Here is a 21,859-nt window from a genome sequence, read left to right as displayed (position 1 = left end):
CCGGAATGAGCGCACGTGTCCAGGACGACGCGGCGAGGACGCCGTCGCGCGTCCTGGGCCTGCGCTAGCATCACGGCGCGTCTGAGTCTCCCGCCCGTCCGTGGCTCACGCCGGTCGCGAAGCCCAGCCCGGGGGCGCCGACCCGGAGCGTGACGAACTGCGCCTCGGCGCTCGTCCCGCAGCAGGAAGACTCCGACCCGTCCTCCGCGACGTCCGTGGAGCACACGCCGGTCGCGGGCAGGTCGAGGTGCACGCGGTCGGCCGCCGCGCGGTCGCCGGCGAGGGCGGCGGCGATCGACCGGACCTGCTCGTAACCGGTGGCCAGGAGGAAGGTGGGCGCACGGCCGTAGCTCTTCATCCCGGCGAGGTAGAAGCCGGCGTCCGGGTGCGCGAGCAGGGCCTCGCCGTGCGGAGGGACCGTCCCGCACGAGTGCTGGTTTGGGTCGATGAGCTCGGCGAGGCCGCGGACGCACTCTAGTGCGGGGTCGAGGTCGAGACGGATCTCTCGCGTGATGTCGAGGTCCGGGCGGAACCCGGTCGCGTTGACGATCCGGGAGACGGTGAGGTCGAGGACGTCGTCGCGCGAGCGACCGAGCACCCGGACTCCGTCGCCGCTCGGGATGACCTGCTCGATGGAGCTCCAGCGTACGAGCGTGACGAGGCCGGACTCCGTCGCCTCTTTGAGGCGCATGCCGAGCAGCCCGCGGGCGGGGAGCTCGTCGTCGGTGCCACCTCCGAAGAGTCGGCGGGCGGAGCCGCCGCGGATCGCCCATGTGATCCGGGTTCCCGGTGCGCTCTCCGCGAGCTCGACGAGTGCGAGCAGGCTGTTCGCGGCCGAGTGGCCCATGCCGACCACGAGGGTGTGGCGTCCGGCGAAGTCGGCGCGGTCGGCACCCAGGATGTCGGGGAGCGGGCCGCAGAGCGCGTCGCTGGCGTCCGCCTCGCCCAGGGCCGGGAGGCCGCCGACGCCGAGCGGGTTCGAGCGGCCCCAGGTGCCGGAGGTGTCGATGACGGCCTGGGCCAGCAGGTCGTCGACCGCCCCGCCCGCCATGACGCGCACGCGGTACGGCATGCGGTCGCGCCCCAGCGAGCGGGTCTTGTCCGCGCCGTCGCGAGTGATGCCGAGGACGCGTGCGCGGGTCCGCAGGCGACCCGCGATCGCGGCAGTCTCCGCGAGGGGGAGGAGGTAGCGGTCGACGAGCTCAGCACCCGTCGGCAGCGCCTCCGGGTCGGGGGCGACCCACCCGGCGGGCTCCAGGAGGCGTCGAGCGGCGGCGTCGATGTCATAGCGCCACGGGGAGAAGAGGCGGACGTGACCCCAGGCCGAGACGGCTGCTCCGGCGAGCTCGCCCTGCTCGAAGACGAGTGGCTCGAGCCCACGCTCGAGCAGGTGGGCGGCCGCGGCGAGACCGACCGGTCCGGCCCCGACGACGACGACGGGCAGGGATGTGGGCGGCTGGCTCATGGGTGCTCCAGTTCTCGGCGGGACGGCCTCGACGCGGTCGTTGAGCAGTGTTGGATCGAAAATAACCGATCCATGCGACAATTGTCGCATGACCGACGATCTGAGCGCCGTGTGCTGCGCCCCGGCAGTCCGCGAGGCTCTCGACGTGCGCGCAGCCGAGCGGATCGCCGCGGGCTACCGTGCGCTGGGTGACGCGACGCGGCTGCGGCTCCTCGCGCTCGTCTCGGCCGGTAAGGACGGGACGGCGTGCGTGTGCGACCTCACCGGGCCGGTGGGCCTGAGCCAGCCGACCGTGAGCCACCACCTGAAGGTCCTCGTCGACGCCGGTCTCCTCACACGGGAGCGGCGGGGGACCTGGTCCTACTACTCCGTCGTCGAGGCACGGCTGGATTCGCTCGGGCGCCAGCTCCTCTCCGCGCCGTCCCGCCCGAGGGCCTAGAGCATCAACCAACCATCAACTCGGGTGTACGTGGACTCGTACGGCTCGCGTCGGGCGCGCTGGTAAGGCCCCTTGCATTCCCGGCGCGACCGTAGAGATCAGCCGACCAGGGGCGCGAGGATGTCACCGACCTGCGCGGCCGTGGGCACCCGGCCGGACAGGACGAGCTTCTCGTCGACGACGAGGGCGGGGGTCGCCATGACACCGTAGCCTGCGATCACCGCGTAGTCGGTGACCTTCTCGAAGGTGGCGTCGATGCTCAGGGCGAGGGCGGCCTCGCGGGCGGCCTTCTCGAGGTTGGCGCAGTTGGTGCAGCCGGGGCCGAGGATCTTGATGATCATGAGGACTCTCCTTGGGGTCTTAGACGGGGATGACAGCGTTGAACAGGTAGCCCACGGCGATGATGCCGAGGCCGGTCACGGCGATGTAGGTGGCGATGAGCGGGGGCTTGAGGACGCGGCGCAGGAGGATCGTCTCCGGCAGGCTCAGGGCGACGACCGCCATCATGAAGGCGAGCAGGGTGCCCGTCGGCAGGCCCTTGTCGTGCAAGGCCTGGACGATAGGCATGATCCCTGCGGCATTGGAGTACAGCGGGATGCCGATGCCGACCGCGATGAGCACTGCGAACGGGTTCCCGGCCCCGGCGTAGCGCGTGAAGAAGTCCTCGGGTGCCCAGCCGTGGATCACGGCACCCAGCCCGATGCCGATCAGGAGGTAGGGCCAGATCTTGCGGACGATCGTGGAGACCTCTTCGATACCCATCTGGATCCGGTCGTCCCATGTCAGGCCGACCGTCGAGTCGATCACCTGCCCGCCCAGCCTCGTCTCGAAGACGAATGGCTCGACCCAGCGCTCCAGCTTCAGTCGCCCCAGGGTGAATCCCGCGACGATCGCGATCACGAGCCCGGCGACGACATACATGAGCGTCGGCCCGGTGCCGAACATCCCGACCAGGAGGGCGATGGCCACCTCATTGACGAGGGGGCTGGCGATGAGGAACGAGAGCGTGACTCCCAGCGGGACGCCGGCGGAGACGAAGCCGATGAAGGCCGGGACCGCGGAGCACGAGCAGAACGGGGTGACGACGCCCAGTCCGGCAGCCATCACGTTGCCGAGGCCTTCGCGCTTGCCGCCGAGCAACGCGCGGGTCCGCTCGACGCTCATGAAGGAGCGCAGGACCGTGACCACGAAGATGATCCCGGTCAGCAGCAGGAGGATCTTGACCGAGTCGTAGAAGAAGAAGTGCACCCCGGTACCCAGCTGGCTGGACCCGTCGAGCCCGAGGGCCCCGTAGATCGCCCAGTCCCACAGCGGCAGGTTCAGCCGATAGAGCGCGAACCAGATGAGCACCGCTGCACCCAGACCGGCCCATCGGCGCGCGGGCGTCCTGGCCCTCAATCGCTCGGCAAGGCTCACGGCGAGATCACCGCATCGGCGGACAGTTCAATGACGATTGCTTCAGTCACAATTGAAACGTAGGACTCGCGGGTGCTCGAGGAACGGGACGTAGGTCCGTGCCGCAGGGTAAACTTCAAATGTGACTGAATCGCTGGATGCTCTCGCCGATCCGGTCGTGCTGACCAGCCCTCTGCGCGCCGATGCCGGGGAGGCAGTCTCCCTGCTGACAGCCGTCGCCGATCCGGTGCGCTGGACCGCGCTCCAGTTGTTGGCCATGAGCGAGTCGTGCGTCTGCAACCTCCAGGAGCACATCCCCATCGCGGCGAACCTGCTCAGCTACCACCTCAAGGTGCTGCGCGAGGCGGGCCTCGTCACCACCAGCCGTCGCGGTCGCTGGATCGACTACTCCCTCGCGCCGAATGCTCTGGACCGGCTGGCAGCCGCCCTGCCGGGCACCGGACCCGCCCGCCCGTCGACAGGTGAGACCCCCGGTCCCGCGTAGCGTTCTCGCGAACGTCGCGGAGCAGGGCCGACGGGACGTCACTCGGGGAGCGCCGTGCCGTCCCCTGCGAAGCGAAACGGTGTGCTTCCGTAGTCGTCACCGATGCTGAAGCTGATCACCGGGGGGCCGACGCTCTCGCCGAAGGTGGGGCTGTCGATGTCGCCGTCGGTGGAGCGCCTCACGGAGGCGCTGGCGTCCCCGACAGGGCGTCCTACCGGGGCGGCGCTCTCCTCCATCAGTGGCCATATGCGGTCGAGGGAGATGTCGGACCAGGACATCTGTTCGCCGGCGACGCTCGGCTGGGACGCTGCTGGACCGTCGTGGCTGACACGCCCGCCTCGGTACGTCCAGCGGTCCGTCCGGACGTCACCAGGGGCGAGCGGAGCGTCCACGATGACGAACCTCGCCGTGACGACGACGTCGACGAGACGGTCGTGGCCGATCTCCTCCTGGAGGGCCTCCGTGACATCGTCGAGCAGAGCGGGCTGTCGCAGGTCAGGGCGCAGGTGGCCGTCCTGGATCGCCCCGATGGTCTGTTCGACCGCCGCCCGGTACGGGGCGAGGACCGCGGTCGCCGCGGCCAGCGCCACGAGCGCGTAGAGCGCGAAGCGGAGAGGCCGGCCGCGACGGGACACGCTCAACAGGGGTCCCTTGCGCTGCCCGTCGACGATGCGGGTATGGGGCTGGATCGGCAGGGGCGGCACCGACGCCCGTTCGGGGACGATCAGCCCGGCACGTTCAGCGGGCGACAGCTCACCGTCGACGAAGGCGATCTCCGGGCCTCCGTCGAGGAGGATCACGACCTCGACCTCGGTTCCCGGCTGGAACCGCGAGAGGTCGGTCAGGGTGACGATGGTCCGGATCGTCGTCGCGTACGCCGGGCCGGCGAGGGGACGGACGGTGACGTCGATGTCGCACAGCGGCTGGTCGTTGATCTGCGTGCCCGTCTGGCGCAGGGCGTCGATCCGCGCCACACCCAGGCGTCGAGCATCACGTGCGTGCTGGATCGCCTCGGACGAGGCAGCAACCGATCCGCGCATCGACGAGGCGACGCCCGTGAGGACGACGCCGAGGATGGCGACCGTCAGGGAGATCCCGATGACCAGCCCGCCGTCGCCCGGCGGACCGACGAGCGCGATGATCGCGCCTCCGAGCAGTGAACCGAGGGCAGCGGAGGTGATCAGGCGCAGCACCCGACGATGCTATTCGAGGCGGTCGCACGAGTCGCGCCGAGTGCCGTACGTCATAGCGCCGGGCTGACCTGGGTCGATAGCGTGGCAGGCATGTCTGGGCTGCGTGATGGCGAATGATGCTGTCCTCGAGGCGCGTCGTCCGCCGTGCCCTGGCTGCCCTCCTCCTCGCGGCCGTCGCGTGTGTCCTCCCCGCGGGTGTGGCCGCGGCGCACGACCAGCTGATCGACAGCGCCCCCGCCTCCGGTGAGCGGCTCGACGCCGCGCCCACCGAGGTGCGGCTCACGTTCTCGGGCGACCTGATGGAGCTCGGCTCGACCGTGGTCGTCGCCGACGGCGCAGGCCAGGACTGGGCCGCGAGCACGCCGGTCCTCGACGGGCCAGCGCTGACGGTGCCGCTCGCCCCGGACCTGCCGGACGGCGCCTACACCGTGCGCTGGCGCGTGGTGTCCGCCGACGGTCACCCCATCTCCGGGTCGGTGCCGTTCCAGGTCGGGGACGTTCCGTCGCCGGACGCGACGGTGTCGCCCGACGCCGCCTCGCCTAGTGCGGACGCGACGGACAGGCCAGTCGCTGATGCCACGGACAGCGAGAGCCCCCGCACCGAGAACGCGACCACCACGGGGCCGCTGCGCAGCGTCCTGGTCGCCGTCGGCGGTGCTGCGCTCGCCCTGGCGGTCTACGCCGTCGTGCTCCTGTCGCGCCGCAGGGCGCGCAGCCGCCAGCCCTGAGTCCCGACCCCACCGATGAGAAACGAGCCCTGATGTCCGTCCGACGTGCCCTCTCCTCTGCTGCTGCCCTGGCGCTGCTGCTCGCGCTGTCCGCGTGCGACGCGGGCGACCCGAGCCCCGGAGCGTCGTCGACCGGGACGCCCACGCCCTCCGCGGTCGGCGTGGTCGTCCTCGAGGACGGGTGGGTCAAGGCGGCCGAGTCGGGCATGTCGGCGGCGTTCGGCGAGATCGTGAACTCCACGGGCGCGGACGTGACGGTCGTGTCCGTGAGCACGCCCGCCTCGACGTCGACCGAGCTCCACGAGACGGTCCAGGACGACGCCGGGCAGATGGTCATGCGTGAGAAGGAAGGCGGGTTCACGGTCGCGGCCGGAGAGAGCCTGAGCCTCGCCCCGGGCGGCAACCACCTCATGCTCATGGGCCTCGTCGGGCCGCTGCAGGCTGGCGACGAGGTCGATCTCACCCTCACGCTCGCGGACGGCACCTCCGTCGACGCGACAGTCCCGGTCAAGGACTACTCGGGTGCTAACGAGACCTACGAGGGCGGCGAGGACATGGAGATGGGCGGCCACTGATGGCCCGTAGCCGCGAGCGTGAGGCTGGCCGCGGCGGGCTGAGCCGCCGCCAGGTCCTGCTCGGCGGAGCCGTCGCCGGTGCGGGAGCGGTCGCCGCCGTCGGGGCGGACGCGCTGACCCGACGCGCGACGACGTCGGCCCCCGCTGCGCTGCCGGCCGAGCCGCGCGAGGTGCTGCACGGCGGCGACACGGTCCCGTTCTACGGGGAGCACCAGGCCGGGATCGCGACGACGCCGCCGCAGGCGTGCGCGACGCTCGTCGCCCTCGACCTGCGCCCGGAGACCGACCGCGACGCGCTGCGCCGCATGATGCGGCTGCTGACCGACGACGCTGCTCGCCTCACCCGCGGGACGCCGGCGCTCGCTGACTCTGAGCCCGAGCTGGCCGTGGTGCCCGCCCGCCTCACGGTGACGTTCGGGTTCGGCCCTGAGCTCGTGGGTCGGGCTGGCGCCGACGCGCCCGCGTGGCTGCGACCTCTCCCCGCGTTCGGCATCGACCGCCTCGACGACGCGTGGAGCGGCGGCGACCTCCTCGTCCAGGTCGCGGCGGACGACCAGCTGACCGTCGCGCACGCCGTCCGCATGCTGCTCAAGGACACCCGCCGGTTCGCGACCGTCCGGTGGACGCAGTCCGGCTTCCGGCGCGCGCGCGGCTCCGAGGCGTCCACGACGACCATGCGGAACCTCTTCGGGCAGGTCGACGGCACGGTCAACCCGGAGCCGGGCACCACCGACTTCGACGGGGTGGTCTGGGCGCGCGACGGCTGGCTCGCAGGCGGCACGAGCATGGTCGTGCGGCGCATCGCGATGAACCTCGACACGTGGGACCGGCTCGACCGGGACGGGCGCGAGCAGTCCGTCGGACGGCGTCTGTCCGACGGCGCGCCGCTGACCGGCACGCGTGAGCACGACGAGCCCGACTTCGACGCGACCACGCCGCTCGGGTTCCCCGTCATCCCCGAGTTCTCCCACATGCGCCGCGCTCGCTCCGACGACCCGCGCGAGCGGATCTTCCGCCGCGGCTACAACTACGACGACGAGGCGCGCGGCGAGCAGATCTCCAGCTCGGGGCTCGTGTTCATCGCCTTCCAGGCCGACGTCGACACGCAGTACGTGCCGCTGCAACGGCGCCTCGACGAGCTCGACCTGCTGAACGAGTGGACGACGCCGATCGGCTCCGCCGTCTTCGCAATCCCGCCGGGCTGCGCCGAGGGCGGGTTCATCGGCGAGACGCTGCTCGCGTAGCCGACCCCCTGCCGGTGCGGTGAGACGGTCTGGCGGCGGACGGGCCGGTGTCTGCGGGCCGGGCTAGCCTGGCCGCATGACCGCGAACACGAGCCCTGCGTCCCTGTCCGTCGCTGACCGCGCTCGTCGCCTGCGCGACCTGCACGCCGCCCCGGAGATCCTGCGCGTCGTCAACGTGTGGGACGTGATCTCCGCGAAGGCCGTGCTCGCGCTGCCCGAGACGAAGGCGCTCGCGACCGCCGGCCACTCGATCGCTGCGACGTTCGGGTACCCCGACGGCGAGATCCCCCTCGACATCACGCTCGACATGGTCGGCCGCATCGTCGTGGCTGCCGGTGACGTGCCCGTGAGCGCCGACCTCGACAACGGCTACGACAACCCTGGGGAGACCGCCCGCCGGGCGATCGGTGTCGGCGTCGTGGGGGCGAACATCGAGGACCGGCTCGTCCCCGTCACCGAGGCGGCCGAGCGTGTCGCCGCGATCGTCGCCGCAGGCGAGGCCGAAGGTGTGCCGTTCGCGCTCAACGCCCGCACGGACGCGTTCGTGCGCGGCGGCGACAAGCCCGTCGCCGACAAGGTCGCCGACGCGATCGAGCGCGGACGCGCCTACCTCGACGCCGGCGCGGACATCATCTTCGTCCCCGGCGTGCTCGACGCCGACGTCACCCGCCAGCTCGTCGAGGGCATCGGCGAGCGCAAGGTCTCCGTCATCGGCCTGCCCGGCGCCCTCACCGCCGCCGAGTACGAGGCGCTCGGCGTCGGCCGCATCTCCTACGGACCCATGACGCAGCGCGTCGCGCTCACCGCCCTGCAGGACGTCGCCGCGAGCCTCTACGCAGACGGCGTCATCCCGCCGAGCACGCGCGCGCTCAACTGAGGCCGCCCGTGCTCCCGGCCGACGCCGTCGCCGAGTTGCGCGCCGCGCTGCTCGCCCGCCGCGCCGAGGCCGAGGAGCGCCTCGGCGCGCACGCTCGCACCTTCCAGGACATCGTCGACGCCGCCGCCAACTCCAACGCCGACGACGAGCACGACCCCGAGGGCACCACGATCGCGTTCGAGCGTTCCCAGGTCGATGCCCTCGCCCAGAGCGCCCACGACACCCTCGACGAGATCAGTGCCGCCCTCGCCCGGCTCGACGACGGCACCTACGGCGTCTGCGAGACGTGCGGGCAGCCCATCCCGCTCGACCGGCTCCGCGCCCGGCCCACCGCCCCGTCGCTGCGTCGCCTGCGCCTGAGCCGTCAGTGTCGAGAGGCACCGGGCTCAGCGAGCAGGTGCGCGCACCATCGAGAACACGTCCGGGCCGTCCGGCACGTCCGTGTGCGCCGTGACCGCGAAACCGTGCCGCTCGTACAAGCGGACGTTCCGCACGTCCGACGTCTCCAGCGCGACCGGTGCGTCCGGCGCCCGCTCAGCCACGAGCGCAAGCACCTCGGTGAGCACCGCGGACCCCAGCCCGGCGCCCCGACGGTCCGGGCGCACGCCGAGCGTCGCGAAGTCCCACGCCCCCTCCGGGCGCTCCGGCGTCGGGACGCCGATCAGCCGCTCGAGCCGGTCCCCGTGCAGGTCCGCGACCCTCGCCTGCACCCCGTCCGACGGGTTCGGTGCGTCGGGCGGCAGAACCGCCGCGACCGCTGTCACCTCGTCGTCGACCAGCACGACGCCGCAGCCGACCGCGTGCGCGAGGTACAAGGCCTGCAGTTCTTCGACCCGAGCCTCGTGGTCCTCCTCGGGGACGGACCAGCGCGTCCACGGGTAGTCCGCGAAAGCGAGAGCGAGGGTGCGTGCAGCGCCAGGGACGTCGGCGAGCGTGGCCAGTCGCGTCGAGATCATCAGACCTGCCCATCAAGTTCGTGACTGGCGGCGCCACTTGGACACACGACACACGGCTAGGCTCGGACGCACACCGGCGAACGCGACGAGCGCGTGCGGCGGCCGTCATCACCGCTGATGACCAGCCCGAGGGAGAGCCATGACGTCCACGCAGGCAAGCACGAGCGAGTTCGACCTGTTCGGACCGTGGATCGACGTCGTCGAGACTCCTGACCAGGTGCCGCCGCTCTACCGTGACCACCCGCTCGACCTCGACGCGAGCGAGCTCGTGCTCAAGTTCCCCCGCAACATCGCGCGCCGCGACGCCCACCCCGACATGGACCTCTACGACCACCTCGTGGTCGTCGACGCCACGACCCTCACCATGCTGTCCCGCCGCACCGGCGTACGGAGCGACCGCGGGTACGACACGGTCCGCGTGCGGCACGACGAGATCGTCGCGGTCCGCGACGCCGTCAGCATCCTCGACGGCACCATCACCGTGACGACCCGCTCCGGGAACGCTGTGACTGTCCCCTACAACGGCTCCTCACGTGACAACGTCCGTCGCCTCGTCGAGCTGCTCCGAGCCCACGTCACGACCGGCGACCCGACGCAGCGAGGCGCCGCCGTGCTGCGCGCCGGTCGCGCGACCGCCGACCCCGTCGCTGCGCTCGACCTCGGCCGCGACGACCAGTCGCTCGCCAGCCACGTCCGGGAGATCCGACGCGCCCACCCCGACCTCGCACCGTGGACGGGGCACTCCCGCCGGGACGTGCGCCGTCGCGCGACCGGGATCACCGCGCCCTTCCACGCGATCGTCCGGGCGTTCTCGCCCGCGACCCTGCACGCCGCCATCGTCTCCGCCGACGACCGCACGCTCGAGGTCTATGGCCGCCACGCGTGGGTCATCCGCGGACGCGCCCCCGTCATGTCGACGTCACGACTGATCGTCCCGCTCGGCCTGCTCGACACGATCAAGATCGCCCCTGACCCGCAGTACGTCGAGACGATGCGCGCGACGCTCGGCTCGGGCGCCGCCCACGTCGACGTCCTGCTCCCCGAGGGCTCCGACGCGCACCTGCTCCTCGAGCGGGCAGCGCACGGCGGCTGAGAACCCCGGAAACGGCATCGGGGCTGTCCGCGCGCAGAGGCTACCTCCGCACCCCGAGCGGTGAACAGGTCAGGAACCGAGCGTTCCTGACAGCCGCCCGTGTCGTGCCGCGCTGTCGGGATTCATGCCGACGATCTCGACGGTCGCGCCCTTCGCCTCGTAGCGCGTCGTGATCGCGTCGAGCGTCGCGACGGTCGATGCGTCCCACACGTGCGCGCCCGACATGTCGATGACGACGTGCCGCGGACCGTTCGCGTAGTCGAACTGGTAGACGAGGTCGTTCGACGACGCGAAGAACAGCTCTCCGCGCACCGTGTACACGCGCGTCCCGCCGTCGGCAGAGTCGACGTGCGTCACCGACGTCATGTGCGAGACGCGGTTCGCGAACAGCACCGCCGCTACGAGCACCCCGCTGACGACGCCGTACGCAAGGTTGTGCGACCACACCGTCACCACGACGGTCGTGAGCATGACCGTCGTCTCGCTGCGCGGCATGCGTCGCAGCGTGCTCGGACGGACCGAGTGCCAGTCGATCGTCGCGACGCACACCATGATCATCACCGCGACGAGCGCAGCCATCGGGATGGCCGCGACCACGTCGCCCAGCCCGACGACGAGCGCGAGCAGGAACACGCCCGAGAGGAACGTCGAGATGCGGGTCCGGGCGCCTGACACCTTCACGTTGATCATCGTCTGGCCGATCATCGCGCAACCGCCCATGCCGCCGAAAAGGCCCGTGATGATGTTCGCGGCGCCCTGCCCCCACGCCTCGCGCGTCTTGTTCGAGTGGGTGTCCGTGACGTCGTCGACCAGCTTGGCGGTCAGCAGCGACTCGAGGAGGCCGACGAGCGCGACGCCGAGCGCGAACGGGGCGATGATTTCGAACGTCTCGAGCGTGAGCGGCACGCGCGGCAGCCCGAACGTCGGCAGGGACTCGGGGAGGGCGCCCTCGTCGCCGACGTCCGGCACGTCGATGCCCGCGACCAGGACCGCCGTCGTCAGCACGACGATCGCGACGAGCGGCGCCGGGACGATCGTCGTCCAGCGGGGGATGAGCACCATCATGACGATGCCCGCCGCAGTGAGCGCGTAGACGGCCCACGGGACGTCCACGAGGTGCGGGAGCTGCGCGAGCAGGACGAGGATCGACAGCGCGTTGACGAAGCCGACCATGACCGAGCGCGGCACGAACCGCATGAGGCGCGCGACGCCGAGCAGCCCGAACGCCACCTGGATGGCACCCGCGAGGATGATCGTCGCGACGAGGTAGTCGAGCCCGTGCTCGCGCGCGACCGGCGCGACGACGAGCGCGACAGCCCCGGTCGCTGCGGAGATCATCGCGGGGCGACCGCCGAGGAACGCGATCGCGACCGCCATCGTGAACGACGCGAACAGCCCGACCCGCGGGTCGACGCCGGCGATGATCGAGAAGGCGATCGCTTCCGGGATGAGGGCGAGACCGACGACGAGACCGGCGAAGACCTCGGTGCGCAGCCGTCGCGGCGACCGGAGCGCGGCGGCGACGGAGTGGACGGCGTCCGCCTCGGGTGCGCCGGTCGAGGCCTGCTCGGCAGGAGCTGCGTCGCGTGGCTCGGACAACGGGGAAGCGGGCAAGGAGGTCTCCGTCCAAGGGGTGGGCGGCGCGAGAGCCCTCGCTCGATCGCGCCGCCCGACGATACCTCAGCAGCGCCGCCCTGCGCCGCGTCCGGGCGCGGGTCGAGACCCGCCTCACATCACCGGGTCAGGCCAGTCAGTCAGGACTCTCGTCGGTCGTCGCGAGGCGGCCCAGCGGGCGGCCAGACGACGCGCGCTCGGGGCTCTCCTCCGGCGGGCCGAGGCGCGCCGCGAGATGCCCGCCGAGAAAGCCGCCCGCCCCGAGGAGCGACGCCCCCGCGAAGGAGAGGAGCTTCCCCCTCGTCGGGTCGGACCGGCGCGCCCACAGCGACGCGACGCCGAGGGCGAGCGCGCCGCTGTTCGCCGCCACGTGGACGGTCGCGACCCGCTTCTGGGACCGGTCGAGCCGCAGGTAGTCGGCGAGACCGAGGTAGGCGGTCGGGAGGCTCGAGACGACGGCGACGCCCAGCAGCGTGCGCGCCGCGTGACCGTCGCGCGGGTGCAGGACGTCGAGCAGCACGCTCGAGAGCCACGCGCCCACCGGGACGTCCGAGAGCGCGGCGTGGACAGGGTGGCCTACGGGTACGCCTTGCGCGACGTCACGCTCCGTCGCCGACGGGTGCGCCGCGAGGGCGACCCCTTCGACGACCGAGGCCGCGCCGTCGAGCGCGTGCGCGCCCTCCAGCTCCGAGACGAGCTCTGCCGGGGTCGGTACGAGAGCCATGCGTCCTCCTTGAAAGGTGGTGGTCTTCGCCTCTCCCAGCGTGCGCCGGGACACGTGCGGGCGCACGCCGGACGGTCGCGGCCGTGCCGTCAGCCGTCCGACGCCGTCGCGACCGCGCGCGCCGCCAGGTCCGACAGGCGCGAGACCCGCTCCGCAGAGAGCGCAGCCTGCCGCGCCACGACCTCACGGTCGAGCCCGAGATCCGTCGCCCGCTCGACGAGCACCGCCCAGACGCCCGCGGTGCTCGCGACCGCCCCCGCGGCTGCGGCCAACCTGCTCGCGGGGGCCGCGCGCAGGCGCGGGCTGCGCACCGACTCCCGCCGGCGGACCACCGGCAGCCCGGCCAGGTCCGCGAGAGTGACGAGCTGCTCGCGCTCCTCCTCGAGACCCTGCGCCAGGTCCATCACGGTCCCCATGCCAGCATCCTCGCCGACCGGCGTACCCAGGCACGCGGTGCCCGCGAAGGCGAGCGCGCTCGCGTGCGCCCGCACGAGAGCCGTGACCTCCGTGGCGATCGCCTGCCAGGCCTGCCCCGGCGTCGCGTCCATGCGATGCATCGGCCCACGCGTCACGAGGCCGTCCCCGGCGCGGATGCCCTCGACGATCTCCTCGATCGCCTCCTGCGCGGTGTGGTGCGGCACCCAGCCGAGCACCTCACGCGCCCGTCGCGTCGACATGAGCGGCGCCGACGCACCCATGTCGAGCCACCCCGGGTCTGCGGCGAGCACGCAGCTGCGCCACGCGGCGTCCATCGCGATCCGCACCGGCCGGTGCGGCACCTCGACGGTGGCGCGGGCCCCCAAGATCTGCGCGACGTCGTCCGCCTGCACGACGTCCGGTGCCGCGATGTTGAACGGGCCCCGCGCGTCCTGGACGGCAGCGCGCACGTACGCGTCCGCGACGTCGTCCGAGTGCACCGCCTGCAGCCGCATGCCGCGCGGCCACGGCAGGACCGGGAGCGCGCCGTGCGCGAGCGCCGCGCGCGGCACGCGCGGCCCCAAGAAGTACCGGTACACCTCCGCGCCGGCCGAGCGCTGGAAGATCAGCGCCGGCCGCAGCCACGACACGGCCGTCTCGGGGTGGGCCGCCGCGAACTCCTGGATGACGCGCTCCTGCGCGGACTTGTCGACGCTGTAGTGCGACGTCGGCACGCCAGCCGTCGGGTGGTCCTCGGAGCGCAGCTCGTCGTCGTCGACCGGTGAGTACGCGCCGACCGACGACGCGAGGACGACCGTCGGCACGCGCGCCTCCGCGACGGCCGCGAGCACGCGGGCCGTCCCGGCCACGTTCGCTCGCCGCAGCGCGTCACGCTCACGGTTCGGCTGGATCTGCCACGCGAGGTGCACGACGGCGTCCGCACCCGCCATCGCGGCCGCGAGCGTCCGCACGAGCCCAGCCTCGTCGCCCGGCTCGCCGACGTCCGCGAGGTGCCACTCGACGCCCGCGAACGGCACCGCCGTGCCCGGGTGCCGGCGCGACACCCCGACCACCTCGGTCACGCGCGGCTCCGCCGCGAGCGCCCGCAGGACAGCCGACCCGACGTTGCCGCTCGCGCCGACGACGACGACCCTCACCGCGCGCCGTCCGCAGCAGGCAGGCGCGGGTCGAGGACGACCTTGATGCAGCCGTCCTCCTTCTTCTGAAACATCGCGTACGCCTCGGGCGCGCTCTCGAGCGGGAGCCGGTGCGTGCGCAGGTCCAGGACGCCGAGCGGGTCGGCCGGGTCGGTGACGAGCGGCATGAGGTCGTCGACCCAGCGGCGCACGTTGCACTGGCCGGTGCGGATCGTGAGCTGCTTGTCGAAGATCTCCATGAGCGGCATCGGGTCGACCGCGCCGCCGTACACGCCCGACACGGACACCGTGCCGCCGCGGCGGGCGGAGCTGATCGCGGCGTGCAGGGCGGCGAGCCGGTCGAACCCGGCCTTCTCGATCATGGGCGCCGCGACGGCGTCGGGCAGGTGCATCATCGCGCGGTGCGCGCCGTGGCTCACGGGCGAGCCGTGCGCTTCCATGCCGACCGCGTCGACGACGCCGTCCGCGCCCCGGCCACCCGTGAGCCCGCGGATCGCCTCGGCGACCTGGCCGGAGCCAGAGAGCTCGCGCAGGTCGAGCGTCTCCACGCCGTGCCGCGCGGCCATCGCGAGCCGCTCAGGCACGAGGTCGACGCCGATGACGCGCGCGCCCCGGTGCCGGGCGATGCGGGCGCTCATCTGGCCGATCGGGCCCAGACCGAGCACCGCGACGGTGTCACCGGGCGCCATGCCGGTGTACTCGACGGCTTGCCAGGCCGTCGGCAGGACGTCGGAGAGGAACAGGTACTTCTCGTCGGGCGCGCCGTCGTCCGGGACGACGATCGGGCCGTAGTCCGCGTGCGGCACGCGCAGCTTGCCGGCCTGCCCACCGGGCACCTGACCGTAGAGCTTCGTGTACCCGAACAGCGCTGCGCCCTTGCCCTGCTCGCGCACCTGCGTCGTCTCGCACTGCGACTGCAGGCCGGCCGTGCACATCCAGCAGTGCCCGCACGAGATGTTGAACGGCACGACGACGCGGTCGCCAGGCTTGAGGTTCGTCACCCCGGCGCCGACCTCCTCGACGATCCCCATCGCCTCGTGGCCGAGGATGTCGCCCGAGTCGATGAACGCTCCGAGCAGGGAGTACAGGTGCAGGTCGGAGCCGCAGATCGCCGTCGACGTGACCGAGATGATCGCGTCGGTGGGCTCCTCGATCCGCGGGTCGTCGACGGTCTTGACGGAGACCTTCTCGGTCCCTTGCCAGGTCAGTGCGCGCATCGTTCCTCCATCGGTTGGGCCCGCCAGCACGGGGTGTGCGCCGTGCGGGCACGGATCTTCGGGACTTCTCGCAGGTCAGGCGCCCTCGTTGGGGCAGTCGGCTGTGGTGAAGCCGTTGACCTTGTGCGTGCCGTCGCAGAACGGCTTGATCGCGGAGCCGCCGCAGCGGCACAGCGCGACCGCGGAGCGCGTGCGGCCGACCTCACGGTCGTCGCCGGTCAGCAGGCGGACGGGGCCACGGACGAGCAGGGGACCGTCCGGGCACAGGGTGATCTCGACGTCGTCCCGGGTCCGGCCGGTCACGGCGTGACCTCGCGCAGCGCGGAGCGGCCGGACTTCCACGCGTCGAGGTGGTCCACGGCAGCCAGACCGTCGATGAACAGGCACGCGGCTGCCCCGAAGACGATGTCGCCGAGCAGCTCGGGCTCGGTCTCCGCGAGCCCACCCGCAAGGTCGCGCCCGGCGATCTGCTCGTGCACCGCGTCGGCAGCGACGTGCTCGTCGAAGTAGTGGGTGGCCTCCTCGCCGTAGCCGTGTCGGCGCAGACCGTCACCGTAGAGCCGGTTGGGGATCGACGACGTCATCTCGAACGCCGCGAGGTGGCCCGTGATCGCGCCGCGCAGGCTGCGGTTCAGGCCGCACATCGACATGAACGTCGACGCGCACAGCGTGATCCCGGGTGCGTGGTCGACGTACGCGCCGTACGAGTCGTCGAGGCCGATCGCGCGCATAGATGTGCGGAACAGCTCGGAGTGCATCGACCCGAGGTGGCCGCCGCCGTACTCGTCCGCCTGGATCTCGACGGCCGCAGCCTTCGCGCGCCCGGTCAGGCGCGGGATGGACCACGTGTGCGGGTCCGCCTCCTTGAGCTGGTAGACGGACTTGAGCATGAGCATCTCGCGCAGCTGCTCGAGCGTCGCGTGCCGCGCGGCGTACCGGGAGAGGCTGGGCCCCTGGTCGGCGGCCGTGAGGGCGAAGAGCGCGGCGGCCACGTTTGGTGCGGCGGGCGCGGGGAGCGCGGGGAGCGGGACGCGGTCGCGGAGGTCCTGCTCGAGCGCCCGCTCGAGCAGGCGGCGCAGCCCGACGACGCCGGGTTGCCACTCGCGGTCGTCGTCCACGCCCTCGATACCCCGGTAGTGCAGCTCCTGGAGGATGAACAGCGCGAGCTGCAGGTCGTCGTCGCGCAGCAGGTCGCCGCTCGCGACGGCCGCGGCGACCGCGCGGGCCGCCAGCTCGTGCACGGGGCTGTCCGGGGCGTCGGCGGCGCCGGTCCTCAGCGCGTCGAGGACGGCGGTGCTCACAGGCCCGCGAGGTTGCGGGGCGGGCAGCCGCAGGGTCGCGGCGATGGTGGTCTGGCTCATGGACGGGCTCCCGTCGGATCGTCGATGGACGACGGCGAGCCAGCGGCACGGGCCGTCCAGGTCCTGTTCCCAGCCTGCGCCACCCCGAGAGCTTCCGCCCGCTGGGGCAAGAGCCCGCACCTCCAGGTGGCGCGCGTCGGGTCGTCGAGGCCGGATCATCGTGCTCGGCGCGCCGAGAGCCCCCGTCGGTGCCAAGGTTGTCGTCGCAGGGGAGGAGCGGAGGGACCGATGACTGTGAAGCGCACGCCCGGCGACGCGACCGCGGGCCGCGACGAGACGGCGGCCGAGCGCGCGGACCGGAACTGGGGAGAGCTGCTCCAGGAGCTGCGCATCCTGCAGACCGGTGTGCAGATCCTCACGGGCTTCCTGCTGGTGCTTCCGTTCCAGGGGCGGTTCGGAGACCTCGACGCATACCAGCGCGGCCTCTACCTGGTCCTCGTCACCCTCGGGATCGCCGCGATGGGCTTGCTCATGACACCGGTGAGCGTGCACCGCGCGGTGTTCCAGCGGCAGGTCAAGCCGTCGCTCGTGTCGATGGGAGACCGGCTCGCCCGCGTGAGCCTCGCCGTCGTCGCTCTCCTCATGGGTGGCGCGACCTCGTTGGCGTTCGACGTCGTCCTCGGCAGGCTGGCCGGCGCGGTCGTCGGGGTCGTGGTCGTCGTCGCCCTCGCGCTCTCATGGCGCGTGGTCACGCGCCGCGTCGAGCGCGGGTGACCCACGCGCCCGACGCGGCGACGAACGCTCAGCGCTCGGTGTGACCGAGGTCTGGCTCGGCGACGAAGCGTACGGTGCCGTGCTCCGCCCCCTGCAGCTCGAGGACGACCAGGTGGTTGTCCACCTCCCGCACGAGCGGTCCCGGGACGTACATCGTGCGGGTCGGTCCCTGTGCCGAGAACCGGCCGAGCAGCGTCCCGTTGAACCACACGAGGCCCCGCGTCCAGCCGTCGAGGCGGAGGAAGTGGTCGCGGCCAGCGACCGAGTCGAAACGGCCGGCCGCGAACGTCGAGCCGGCGACGGGACCGACGCCGACGCTGCCGCCGTCGAGCGCCGTCGCGAGAGCCGGGCTCACCTCGTCGAGGTCGAGCCCGCGCGTCCGCCACGCGTCGATCGTGCGGCGCGCGGTGCGCGCCGGCCCGAGCAGGCCCTTCGCCTCGCCGAGCCGGTGGCCGTAGTTGACGCGGCCCTGGTCCTCGACGAGGAGGCGCAGCCGACCAGCACGGGTGGGCAGCGTGAGGGAACGCGAGCCCTCGGAGCGGGACAGCACGCCGAGCGGCTGCCCGTCGAGGTGCGCGACGGCACGGTCCCGGACCTCCGCGAAGCTCACGACGGCGTCGTTCGCGGCGACGTCCGTCTCGTAGACGACGAAGCCGCTCCAGCGACCGAGCTCGTCGTGCGTCGGGAGGTGGTCGTGCGTCTGCTCCTCGCCGAGCAGGTCGAGGACGTCGGCGAGCGGGACGGTCCGGTCGAGGTCGACCGTGAGCTCAGGACCCGGCAGCGGGGGCGCGGGGAGCTCGTCGGGTACCGGCACGTAGCGCGAGATGACCTCGCGGAACGCGAGGTACTTGGGCGTCACGGCGCCGTGCTCGCTGAGCGGCGCGTCGTAGTCGTACGACGTCGTGATCGGCCAGTACGTGCCCTTGTCGTTCGCGCCGTTCGTGAGGCCGAAGTTCGTGCCGCCGTGGAACATGTAGAGGTTGACGGAGCCGCCTGCGGCGAGGAGCGCGTCGAGGTCGTGCGCGTTCTGCTCGGCGGTGGCCGTGTGGTGGTGCTCTCCCCACGAGTCGAACCAGCCGTTCCAGAACTCCATGCACATGAGCGGGCCGGTCGGCTGGTGGCGGCGCAGCGTCTCGAGCCGCTCGGTCGTCCGCGAGCCGAACGTCGCGGTGCGGTGCACGTGAGGGAGCCCGCCGCGCGTGAGCATCTCGTCGTCAGCCTGGTCGCACGTGATCAGCGGGACGTCGATGCCGTTCGCCCGGATGAGGCCCTCGAGCCTGGTGAGGTACTCGGTCGAGTCGCCGTACGCGCCGTACTCGTTCTCGAGCTGGACGAGCAGGACGGGCCCGCCGCGGGTGACCTGACGCTGCGCGACGACGGGCAGGAGCTGCGCGTAGTAGTCGGCGACGGCCGCGAGGAAGCGGGGATCGGCCGTCCGCACGCCGACGTTCCCGTCAGCGAACAGCCAGGCCGGGAGCCCGCCGTTGTCCCACTCGGCGCAGATGTAGGGGCCGGGCCGGACGATCGCGTGCATGCCCTCCGCGGCGACCAGGTCGAGGAACCGGCCCAGGTCGCGGGCGCCGTCGGTGCGGAACTCGCCGGGACGGCTCGAGTGGAAGTTCCACGCGACGTACGTCTCGATCGTGTTGAGACCCATGAGCCGCGCCTTGTGGATGCGGTCCGCCCACAGGTCCGGGTGGACGCGGAAGTAGTGCAACGCTCCCGAGACGACCTGGTGGGGCCGGCCGTCGAGGAGGAATGCCTCCGCGCCGATCTCGAACGTGGGCATGGCGATGTGCTCCTTGCTGAGGGTGGGGTGTGCGTGGGGCGCGCCGGCCGGGGCCTCGGGGGTAGCCCCGACCGGCGCTGGATCGTCACTTGGAGACGGTGAAGCCCTGCTGCTCGCCGTAGTCGAGCGAGGCGGTCTGCCACGCCTTGAGGCCGTCGACGAGCGTCGACTTGCCGACGTACGCCTGGCCGACCGAGTCGTTGAAGATCGAGTTCGCGTAGACCTGGAACGGCAGGTACTGCCATCCGGCGACGACGTCCTTCGCGGACTGCGCGAGCACCTCGTTGACCTTCTGCCCGCCGAAGTACTCGAACTCCTTGGAGATGAACGCGTCCGAGGAGAGCTCGGCGGTGGTGGCGGGGAACGCGCCGCCGTCGATACGGATCTGGACGCCGTCGCCAGCGTTGGCGAACTCGACGAACGCGTACGCGAGCTCAGCGGACTTCGTCGCCGACGGGACGGCGAGCGAGGAGCCGCCGTTCTCCGCGGTCGCCGCCGCACCGGCGGACCACTGCGGCATCTGCGCGACGCGCCACTTGCCGGCGCCGCCCGGGACACCGGACTCGAGGTTGGCGGGCATCCACGCGCCGATGGTCAGCGTCGCGATGCTCCCGTTGTCGAGGCCCTGGTACCACTCGTCGCTCCACGAGCTGATCGGGGCGACGAGCTCCTCGTCGATCATGGTCTGCCACAGGTTCGCGAACTTGGCCGAGCCCTCGTCGGCGAGGTTGATGCCGACCGTCGTGCCGTCGACGGTGAACGGCTTGCCGCCGGCCTGCCAGATCATCGACGTCGTGAAGCCTGCGTCGCCCGTGTCGTTGGCGATGTAGACGCCCGACTTCTTCAGGGTGCGCGCGGCCTCGAGGTACTCGTCCCAGGTGGTCGGGATCTCGACCTTGTTCTCCTTGAAGACCTCCTCGTTGTAGAAGAGGGCCATCGGGCCGGAGTCCATGGGCATGCCGAAGATCTGCTCGCCGACGGTCACCGCGCCCTCAGGGCCGGGGGTGAATACGCCGTCGAGCTCGCCCGCGCCGAGCGGGGCGAGGTCGGTCAGCGCGCCGGAGATCGCGAACTGGGGAAGGGCGTAGTACTCGACCTGCGCGACGTCGGGAACGCCCGAGCCGGCTGCGATCGCGTTCTGCAGAGCGGTGTACTGGTCGTTGCCGGTGCCGGCGTTGACGAGCTCGACCTCGGTGCCGGGGTGCTTCTTCTCGAACGCGTCGACGACGGCCTCGAGCGTGGGCTCCCACGCCCAGACGGTGATCTTGCCGGACAGCTCGCCCGCGCTGGAGGCCGGGGCGCTGCCTGCGGGCGTGGTCGGGGAGTCCTTCGCGCCCGAGGAGCAGGCCGTGAGCGCGAGGGCGAGGACGCCCGCGGCTGCGAGGGCCGCCGTCGTGCGGCGGGGTGAACGTGGTGCCATGGTGATCGCTCTCTTCTTCGTGAGTGATTGTGGTGACGTCAACATCGGGTGTGTGACGGCCGGGCGCACGGTCGCAGGACCGTTACTCCTTGACCGACCCCGTGGCCAGGCCCGACTGCCAGTACCGCTGCAGCAGGAGGAAGACCACGATGAGAGGAAGGATGGTGAGCACCGATCCGGTGATCACCAGGTTGAAGACGGCCTCGCCTCCCGCGGTGGCCGCCTGGGCGTTCCACGCGTTGAGCCCGAGGGTCAGCGGGTACCACGTGGGGTCCTTGAGCATGATCAGCGGCAGGAAGTAGTTGTTCCACGTCGCGACCATGGTGAACAGCAGCACCGTGACGATGCCGGGGGCGAGGAGAGGCAGGCAGATCTGCCCGAACGTGCGCGCCTCGCTCGCGCCGTCGACCCGAGCCGCCTCGAGGAGCTCGCCCGGGATGGCCTCCTGGGCGAACGTCCACATGAGGTACAGGCCGAACGGCGAGATGAGCGACGGGATGATGACCGCCCAGGGCGTGTTCGTGAGCCCCATCCGCGAGAACATCAGGAACGTCGGGACCGCCAGCGCGGTGCCGGGGACCGCGACCGCACCGATGACGACCGCGAACACCCAGCGCTTGCCCGGGAAGTTGAACTTCGCGAGGCCGTAGCCGCCGAGGATCGCGAGGGCGGTCGCGCCACCAGCGCCGAGAGCCACGTAGAAGACCGTGTTGCCGAGCCAGCGCATGAAGATGCCGTCGTCGTACGTGACGGTCGTGACGATGTTGTCCCACAGCGCGAAGTCGCCGCCGAACCACAGGCCGAACGTGCTCAGCAGGTCGCCCTGCGTCTTGGTCGCGTTGATGACGAGCCACACGAGCGGCACGAGGCTGTAGAGCAGGACGATGCTCGTCACGAGCGTGAGCATCACCGAGCGGCGAGGGCGCTCGACGGTGTACGAGCGGCGCCGGCGGGGGGCGAGTGTCGAGGTCATCGG

General features: G+C 71.9%; 23 protein-coding genes and 1 pseudogene. 9 read left to right on the top strand and 15 right to left on the bottom strand.

Going from position 1 to position 21,859, the window contains the following annotated elements; all coding sequences use genetic code 11:
* Positions 1 to 70: 70 nt before the first annotated feature.
* Positions 71 to 1,465 (bottom strand): FAD-dependent oxidoreductase, encoded by a 1,395-nt coding sequence (locus AC4F3Q_RS04790; protein ID WP_491038970.1) that lies wholly within the window; start codon positions 1,463 to 1,465, stop codon positions 71 to 73.
* A gap of 88 nt (positions 1,466 to 1,553) precedes the next feature.
* Between AC4F3Q_RS04790 and AC4F3Q_RS04785 the strand changes: the two genes are divergently transcribed.
* Complete coding sequence (locus tag AC4F3Q_RS04785; RefSeq protein WP_491038969.1) at positions 1,554 to 1,904, top strand: ArsR/SmtB family transcription factor; 351 nt, start codon at positions 1,554 to 1,556, stop codon at positions 1,902 to 1,904.
* 98 nt (positions 1,905 to 2,002) lie between these two features.
* Here the strand turns inward: AC4F3Q_RS04785 and AC4F3Q_RS04780 are convergent, their stop codons facing one another.
* Together AC4F3Q_RS04780 and AC4F3Q_RS04775 are read right to left on the bottom strand one after the other, a co-directional pair.
* Positions 2,003 to 2,245, bottom strand: a complete 243-nt coding sequence (locus AC4F3Q_RS04780) for a thioredoxin family protein (protein WP_491038968.1) — start codon at positions 2,243 to 2,245, stop codon at positions 2,003 to 2,005.
* A gap of 19 nt (positions 2,246 to 2,264) precedes the next feature.
* Complete coding sequence (locus AC4F3Q_RS04775) at positions 2,265 to 3,254, bottom strand: permease (protein WP_491038967.1); 990 nt, start codon at positions 3,252 to 3,254, stop codon at positions 2,265 to 2,267.
* Positions 3,255 to 3,441: 187 nt separating this feature from the next.
* Between AC4F3Q_RS04775 and AC4F3Q_RS04770 the strand changes: the two genes are divergently transcribed.
* Entirely contained in the window at positions 3,442 to 3,804 is a 363-nt protein-coding gene (locus AC4F3Q_RS04770; protein ID WP_491038966.1) for an ArsR/SmtB family transcription factor, read from the top strand.
* A 38-nt stretch (positions 3,805 to 3,842) separates the two neighbouring features.
* Here AC4F3Q_RS04770 and AC4F3Q_RS04765 read toward each other — a convergent pair whose 3' ends face one another.
* Positions 3,843 to 4,997 carry a hypothetical protein gene (locus AC4F3Q_RS04765; protein WP_491038965.1) on the bottom strand — a complete coding sequence of 385 codons (1,155 nt, stop codon included), beginning with the start codon at positions 4,995 to 4,997 and terminating at the stop codon, positions 3,843 to 3,845.
* Positions 4,998 to 5,113: 116 nt separating this feature from the next.
* On the opposite strand from AC4F3Q_RS04765, the gene AC4F3Q_RS04760 reads away from it, so the two are divergent.
* The 4 genes from AC4F3Q_RS04760 to AC4F3Q_RS04745 all read left to right on the top strand — a co-directional run bounded on the left by AC4F3Q_RS04760 (position 5,114) and on the right by AC4F3Q_RS04745 (position 8,421).
* The gene (locus tag AC4F3Q_RS04760) at positions 5,114 to 5,725 is read left to right on the top strand and encodes a copper resistance CopC family protein (RefSeq protein WP_491038964.1); all 612 of its coding nucleotides are present in this window, start codon (positions 5,114 to 5,116) and stop codon (positions 5,723 to 5,725) included.
* Positions 5,726 to 5,757: 32 nt separating this feature from the next.
* Positions 5,758 to 6,300 carry a copper chaperone PCu(A)C gene (locus AC4F3Q_RS04755; protein ID WP_491038963.1) on the top strand — a complete coding sequence of 181 codons (543 nt, stop codon included), beginning with the start codon at positions 5,758 to 5,760 and terminating at the stop codon, positions 6,298 to 6,300.
* The gene (locus tag AC4F3Q_RS04750; RefSeq protein WP_491038962.1) at positions 6,300 to 7,544 is read left to right on the top strand and encodes a Dyp-type peroxidase; all 1,245 of its coding nucleotides are present in this window, start codon (positions 6,300 to 6,302) and stop codon (positions 7,542 to 7,544) included. Before AC4F3Q_RS04755 ends, AC4F3Q_RS04750 begins: the two co-directional genes overlap by 1 nt.
* Positions 7,545 to 7,620: 76 nt before the next feature.
* A complete protein-coding gene (locus tag AC4F3Q_RS04745; protein WP_491038961.1) occupies positions 7,621 to 8,421 on the top strand; it encodes an isocitrate lyase/PEP mutase family protein in 801 nt (266 codons plus the stop codon).
* Here AC4F3Q_RS04745 and AC4F3Q_RS04740 read toward each other — a convergent pair.
* Positions 8,376 to 8,639 (bottom strand): hypothetical protein, encoded by a 264-nt coding sequence (locus tag AC4F3Q_RS04740; protein WP_491038960.1) that lies wholly within the window; start codon positions 8,637 to 8,639, stop codon positions 8,376 to 8,378. The two genes, AC4F3Q_RS04745 and AC4F3Q_RS04740, sit on opposite strands and share 46 nt — an antisense overlap.
* Between AC4F3Q_RS04740 and AC4F3Q_RS04735 the strand changes: the two are divergent.
* A pseudogene (locus AC4F3Q_RS04735) lies at positions 8,592 to 8,723 on the top strand (TraR/DksA family transcriptional regulator); the annotation flags it as partial. The gene AC4F3Q_RS04740 and the pseudogene AC4F3Q_RS04735 sit on opposite strands and share 48 nt — an antisense overlap.
* 84 nt (positions 8,724 to 8,807) lie before the next feature.
* On the opposite strand, the gene AC4F3Q_RS04730 reads toward AC4F3Q_RS04735, so the two are convergent.
* Positions 8,808 to 9,377: a GNAT family N-acetyltransferase gene (locus tag AC4F3Q_RS04730; protein WP_491038959.1), complete on the bottom strand. Its 570-nt coding sequence runs from the start codon at positions 9,375 to 9,377 to the stop codon at positions 8,808 to 8,810.
* A 139-nt stretch (positions 9,378 to 9,516) separates the two neighbouring features.
* On the opposite strand from AC4F3Q_RS04730, the gene AC4F3Q_RS04725 reads away from it, so the two are divergent.
* Positions 9,517 to 10,470: a hypothetical protein gene (locus AC4F3Q_RS04725; RefSeq protein WP_491038958.1), complete on the top strand. Its 954-nt coding sequence runs from the start codon at positions 9,517 to 9,519 to the stop codon at positions 10,468 to 10,470.
* 69 nt (positions 10,471 to 10,539) lie between these two features.
* Here AC4F3Q_RS04725 and AC4F3Q_RS04720 read toward each other — a convergent pair whose 3' ends face one another.
* The 6 genes from AC4F3Q_RS04720 to AC4F3Q_RS04695 form a co-directional block, all read right to left on the bottom strand.
* Positions 10,540 to 12,084: a SulP family inorganic anion transporter gene (locus AC4F3Q_RS04720; RefSeq protein WP_491038957.1), complete on the bottom strand. Its 1,545-nt coding sequence runs from the start codon at positions 12,082 to 12,084 to the stop codon at positions 10,540 to 10,542.
* Positions 12,085 to 12,220: 136 nt separating this feature from the next.
* A complete protein-coding gene (locus AC4F3Q_RS04715) occupies positions 12,221 to 12,808 on the bottom strand; it encodes a DUF2231 domain-containing protein (RefSeq protein ID WP_491038956.1) in 588 nt (195 codons plus the stop codon).
* A gap of 89 nt (positions 12,809 to 12,897) precedes the next feature.
* Complete coding sequence (locus AC4F3Q_RS04710; RefSeq protein WP_491038955.1) at positions 12,898 to 14,382, bottom strand: NAD-dependent epimerase/dehydratase family protein; 1,485 nt, start codon at positions 14,380 to 14,382, stop codon at positions 12,898 to 12,900.
* Positions 14,379 to 15,599: a zinc-dependent alcohol dehydrogenase gene (locus AC4F3Q_RS04705; protein ID WP_491038954.1), complete on the bottom strand. Its 1,221-nt coding sequence runs from the start codon at positions 15,597 to 15,599 to the stop codon at positions 14,379 to 14,381. Before AC4F3Q_RS04705 ends, AC4F3Q_RS04710 begins: the two co-directional genes overlap by 4 nt.
* 75 nt (positions 15,600 to 15,674) lie before the next feature.
* A complete protein-coding gene (locus AC4F3Q_RS04700; protein WP_491038953.1) occupies positions 15,675 to 15,902 on the bottom strand; it encodes a CDGSH iron-sulfur domain-containing protein in 228 nt (75 codons plus the stop codon).
* A complete protein-coding gene (locus AC4F3Q_RS04695; RefSeq protein WP_491038952.1) occupies positions 15,899 to 16,960 on the bottom strand; it encodes an iron-containing redox enzyme family protein in 1,062 nt (353 codons plus the stop codon). The genes AC4F3Q_RS04700 and AC4F3Q_RS04695 overlap by 4 nt, the downstream gene beginning before the upstream one ends.
* A gap of 228 nt (positions 16,961 to 17,188) precedes the next feature.
* Here AC4F3Q_RS04695 and AC4F3Q_RS04690 point away from each other — a divergent pair, with 228 nt between their 5' ends.
* On the top strand, positions 17,189 to 17,674 hold the full coding sequence (locus AC4F3Q_RS04690; RefSeq protein WP_491038951.1) for a DUF6328 family protein: 486 nt from the start codon (positions 17,189 to 17,191) through the stop codon (positions 17,672 to 17,674).
* Positions 17,675 to 17,702: 28 nt separating this feature from the next.
* On the opposite strand, the gene AC4F3Q_RS04685 is transcribed toward AC4F3Q_RS04690, so the two are convergent.
* From AC4F3Q_RS04685 to AC4F3Q_RS04675, 3 genes are all read right to left on the bottom strand, one after another.
* Positions 17,703 to 19,463 (bottom strand): glycoside hydrolase family 35 protein, encoded by a 1,761-nt coding sequence (locus AC4F3Q_RS04685; protein WP_491038950.1) that lies wholly within the window; start codon positions 19,461 to 19,463, stop codon positions 17,703 to 17,705.
* A gap of 85 nt (positions 19,464 to 19,548) precedes the next feature.
* The gene (locus AC4F3Q_RS04680) at positions 19,549 to 20,883 is read right to left on the bottom strand and encodes an ABC transporter substrate-binding protein (protein ID WP_491038949.1); all 1,335 of its coding nucleotides are present in this window, start codon (positions 20,881 to 20,883) and stop codon (positions 19,549 to 19,551) included.
* Between the two features lie 82 nt (positions 20,884 to 20,965).
* Positions 20,966 to 21,856: a carbohydrate ABC transporter permease gene (locus AC4F3Q_RS04675; protein WP_168446601.1), complete on the bottom strand. Its 891-nt coding sequence runs from the start codon at positions 21,854 to 21,856 to the stop codon at positions 20,966 to 20,968.
* Positions 21,857 to 21,859 lie beyond the last annotated feature (3 nt).

The sequence above is a fragment of the Flavimobilis sp. BM9 genome (assembly GCF_058313055.1).
The sequence above is the reverse complement of the archived record's forward strand: the minus strand, read 5'-3'. Positions and strand labels throughout refer to the sequence as shown.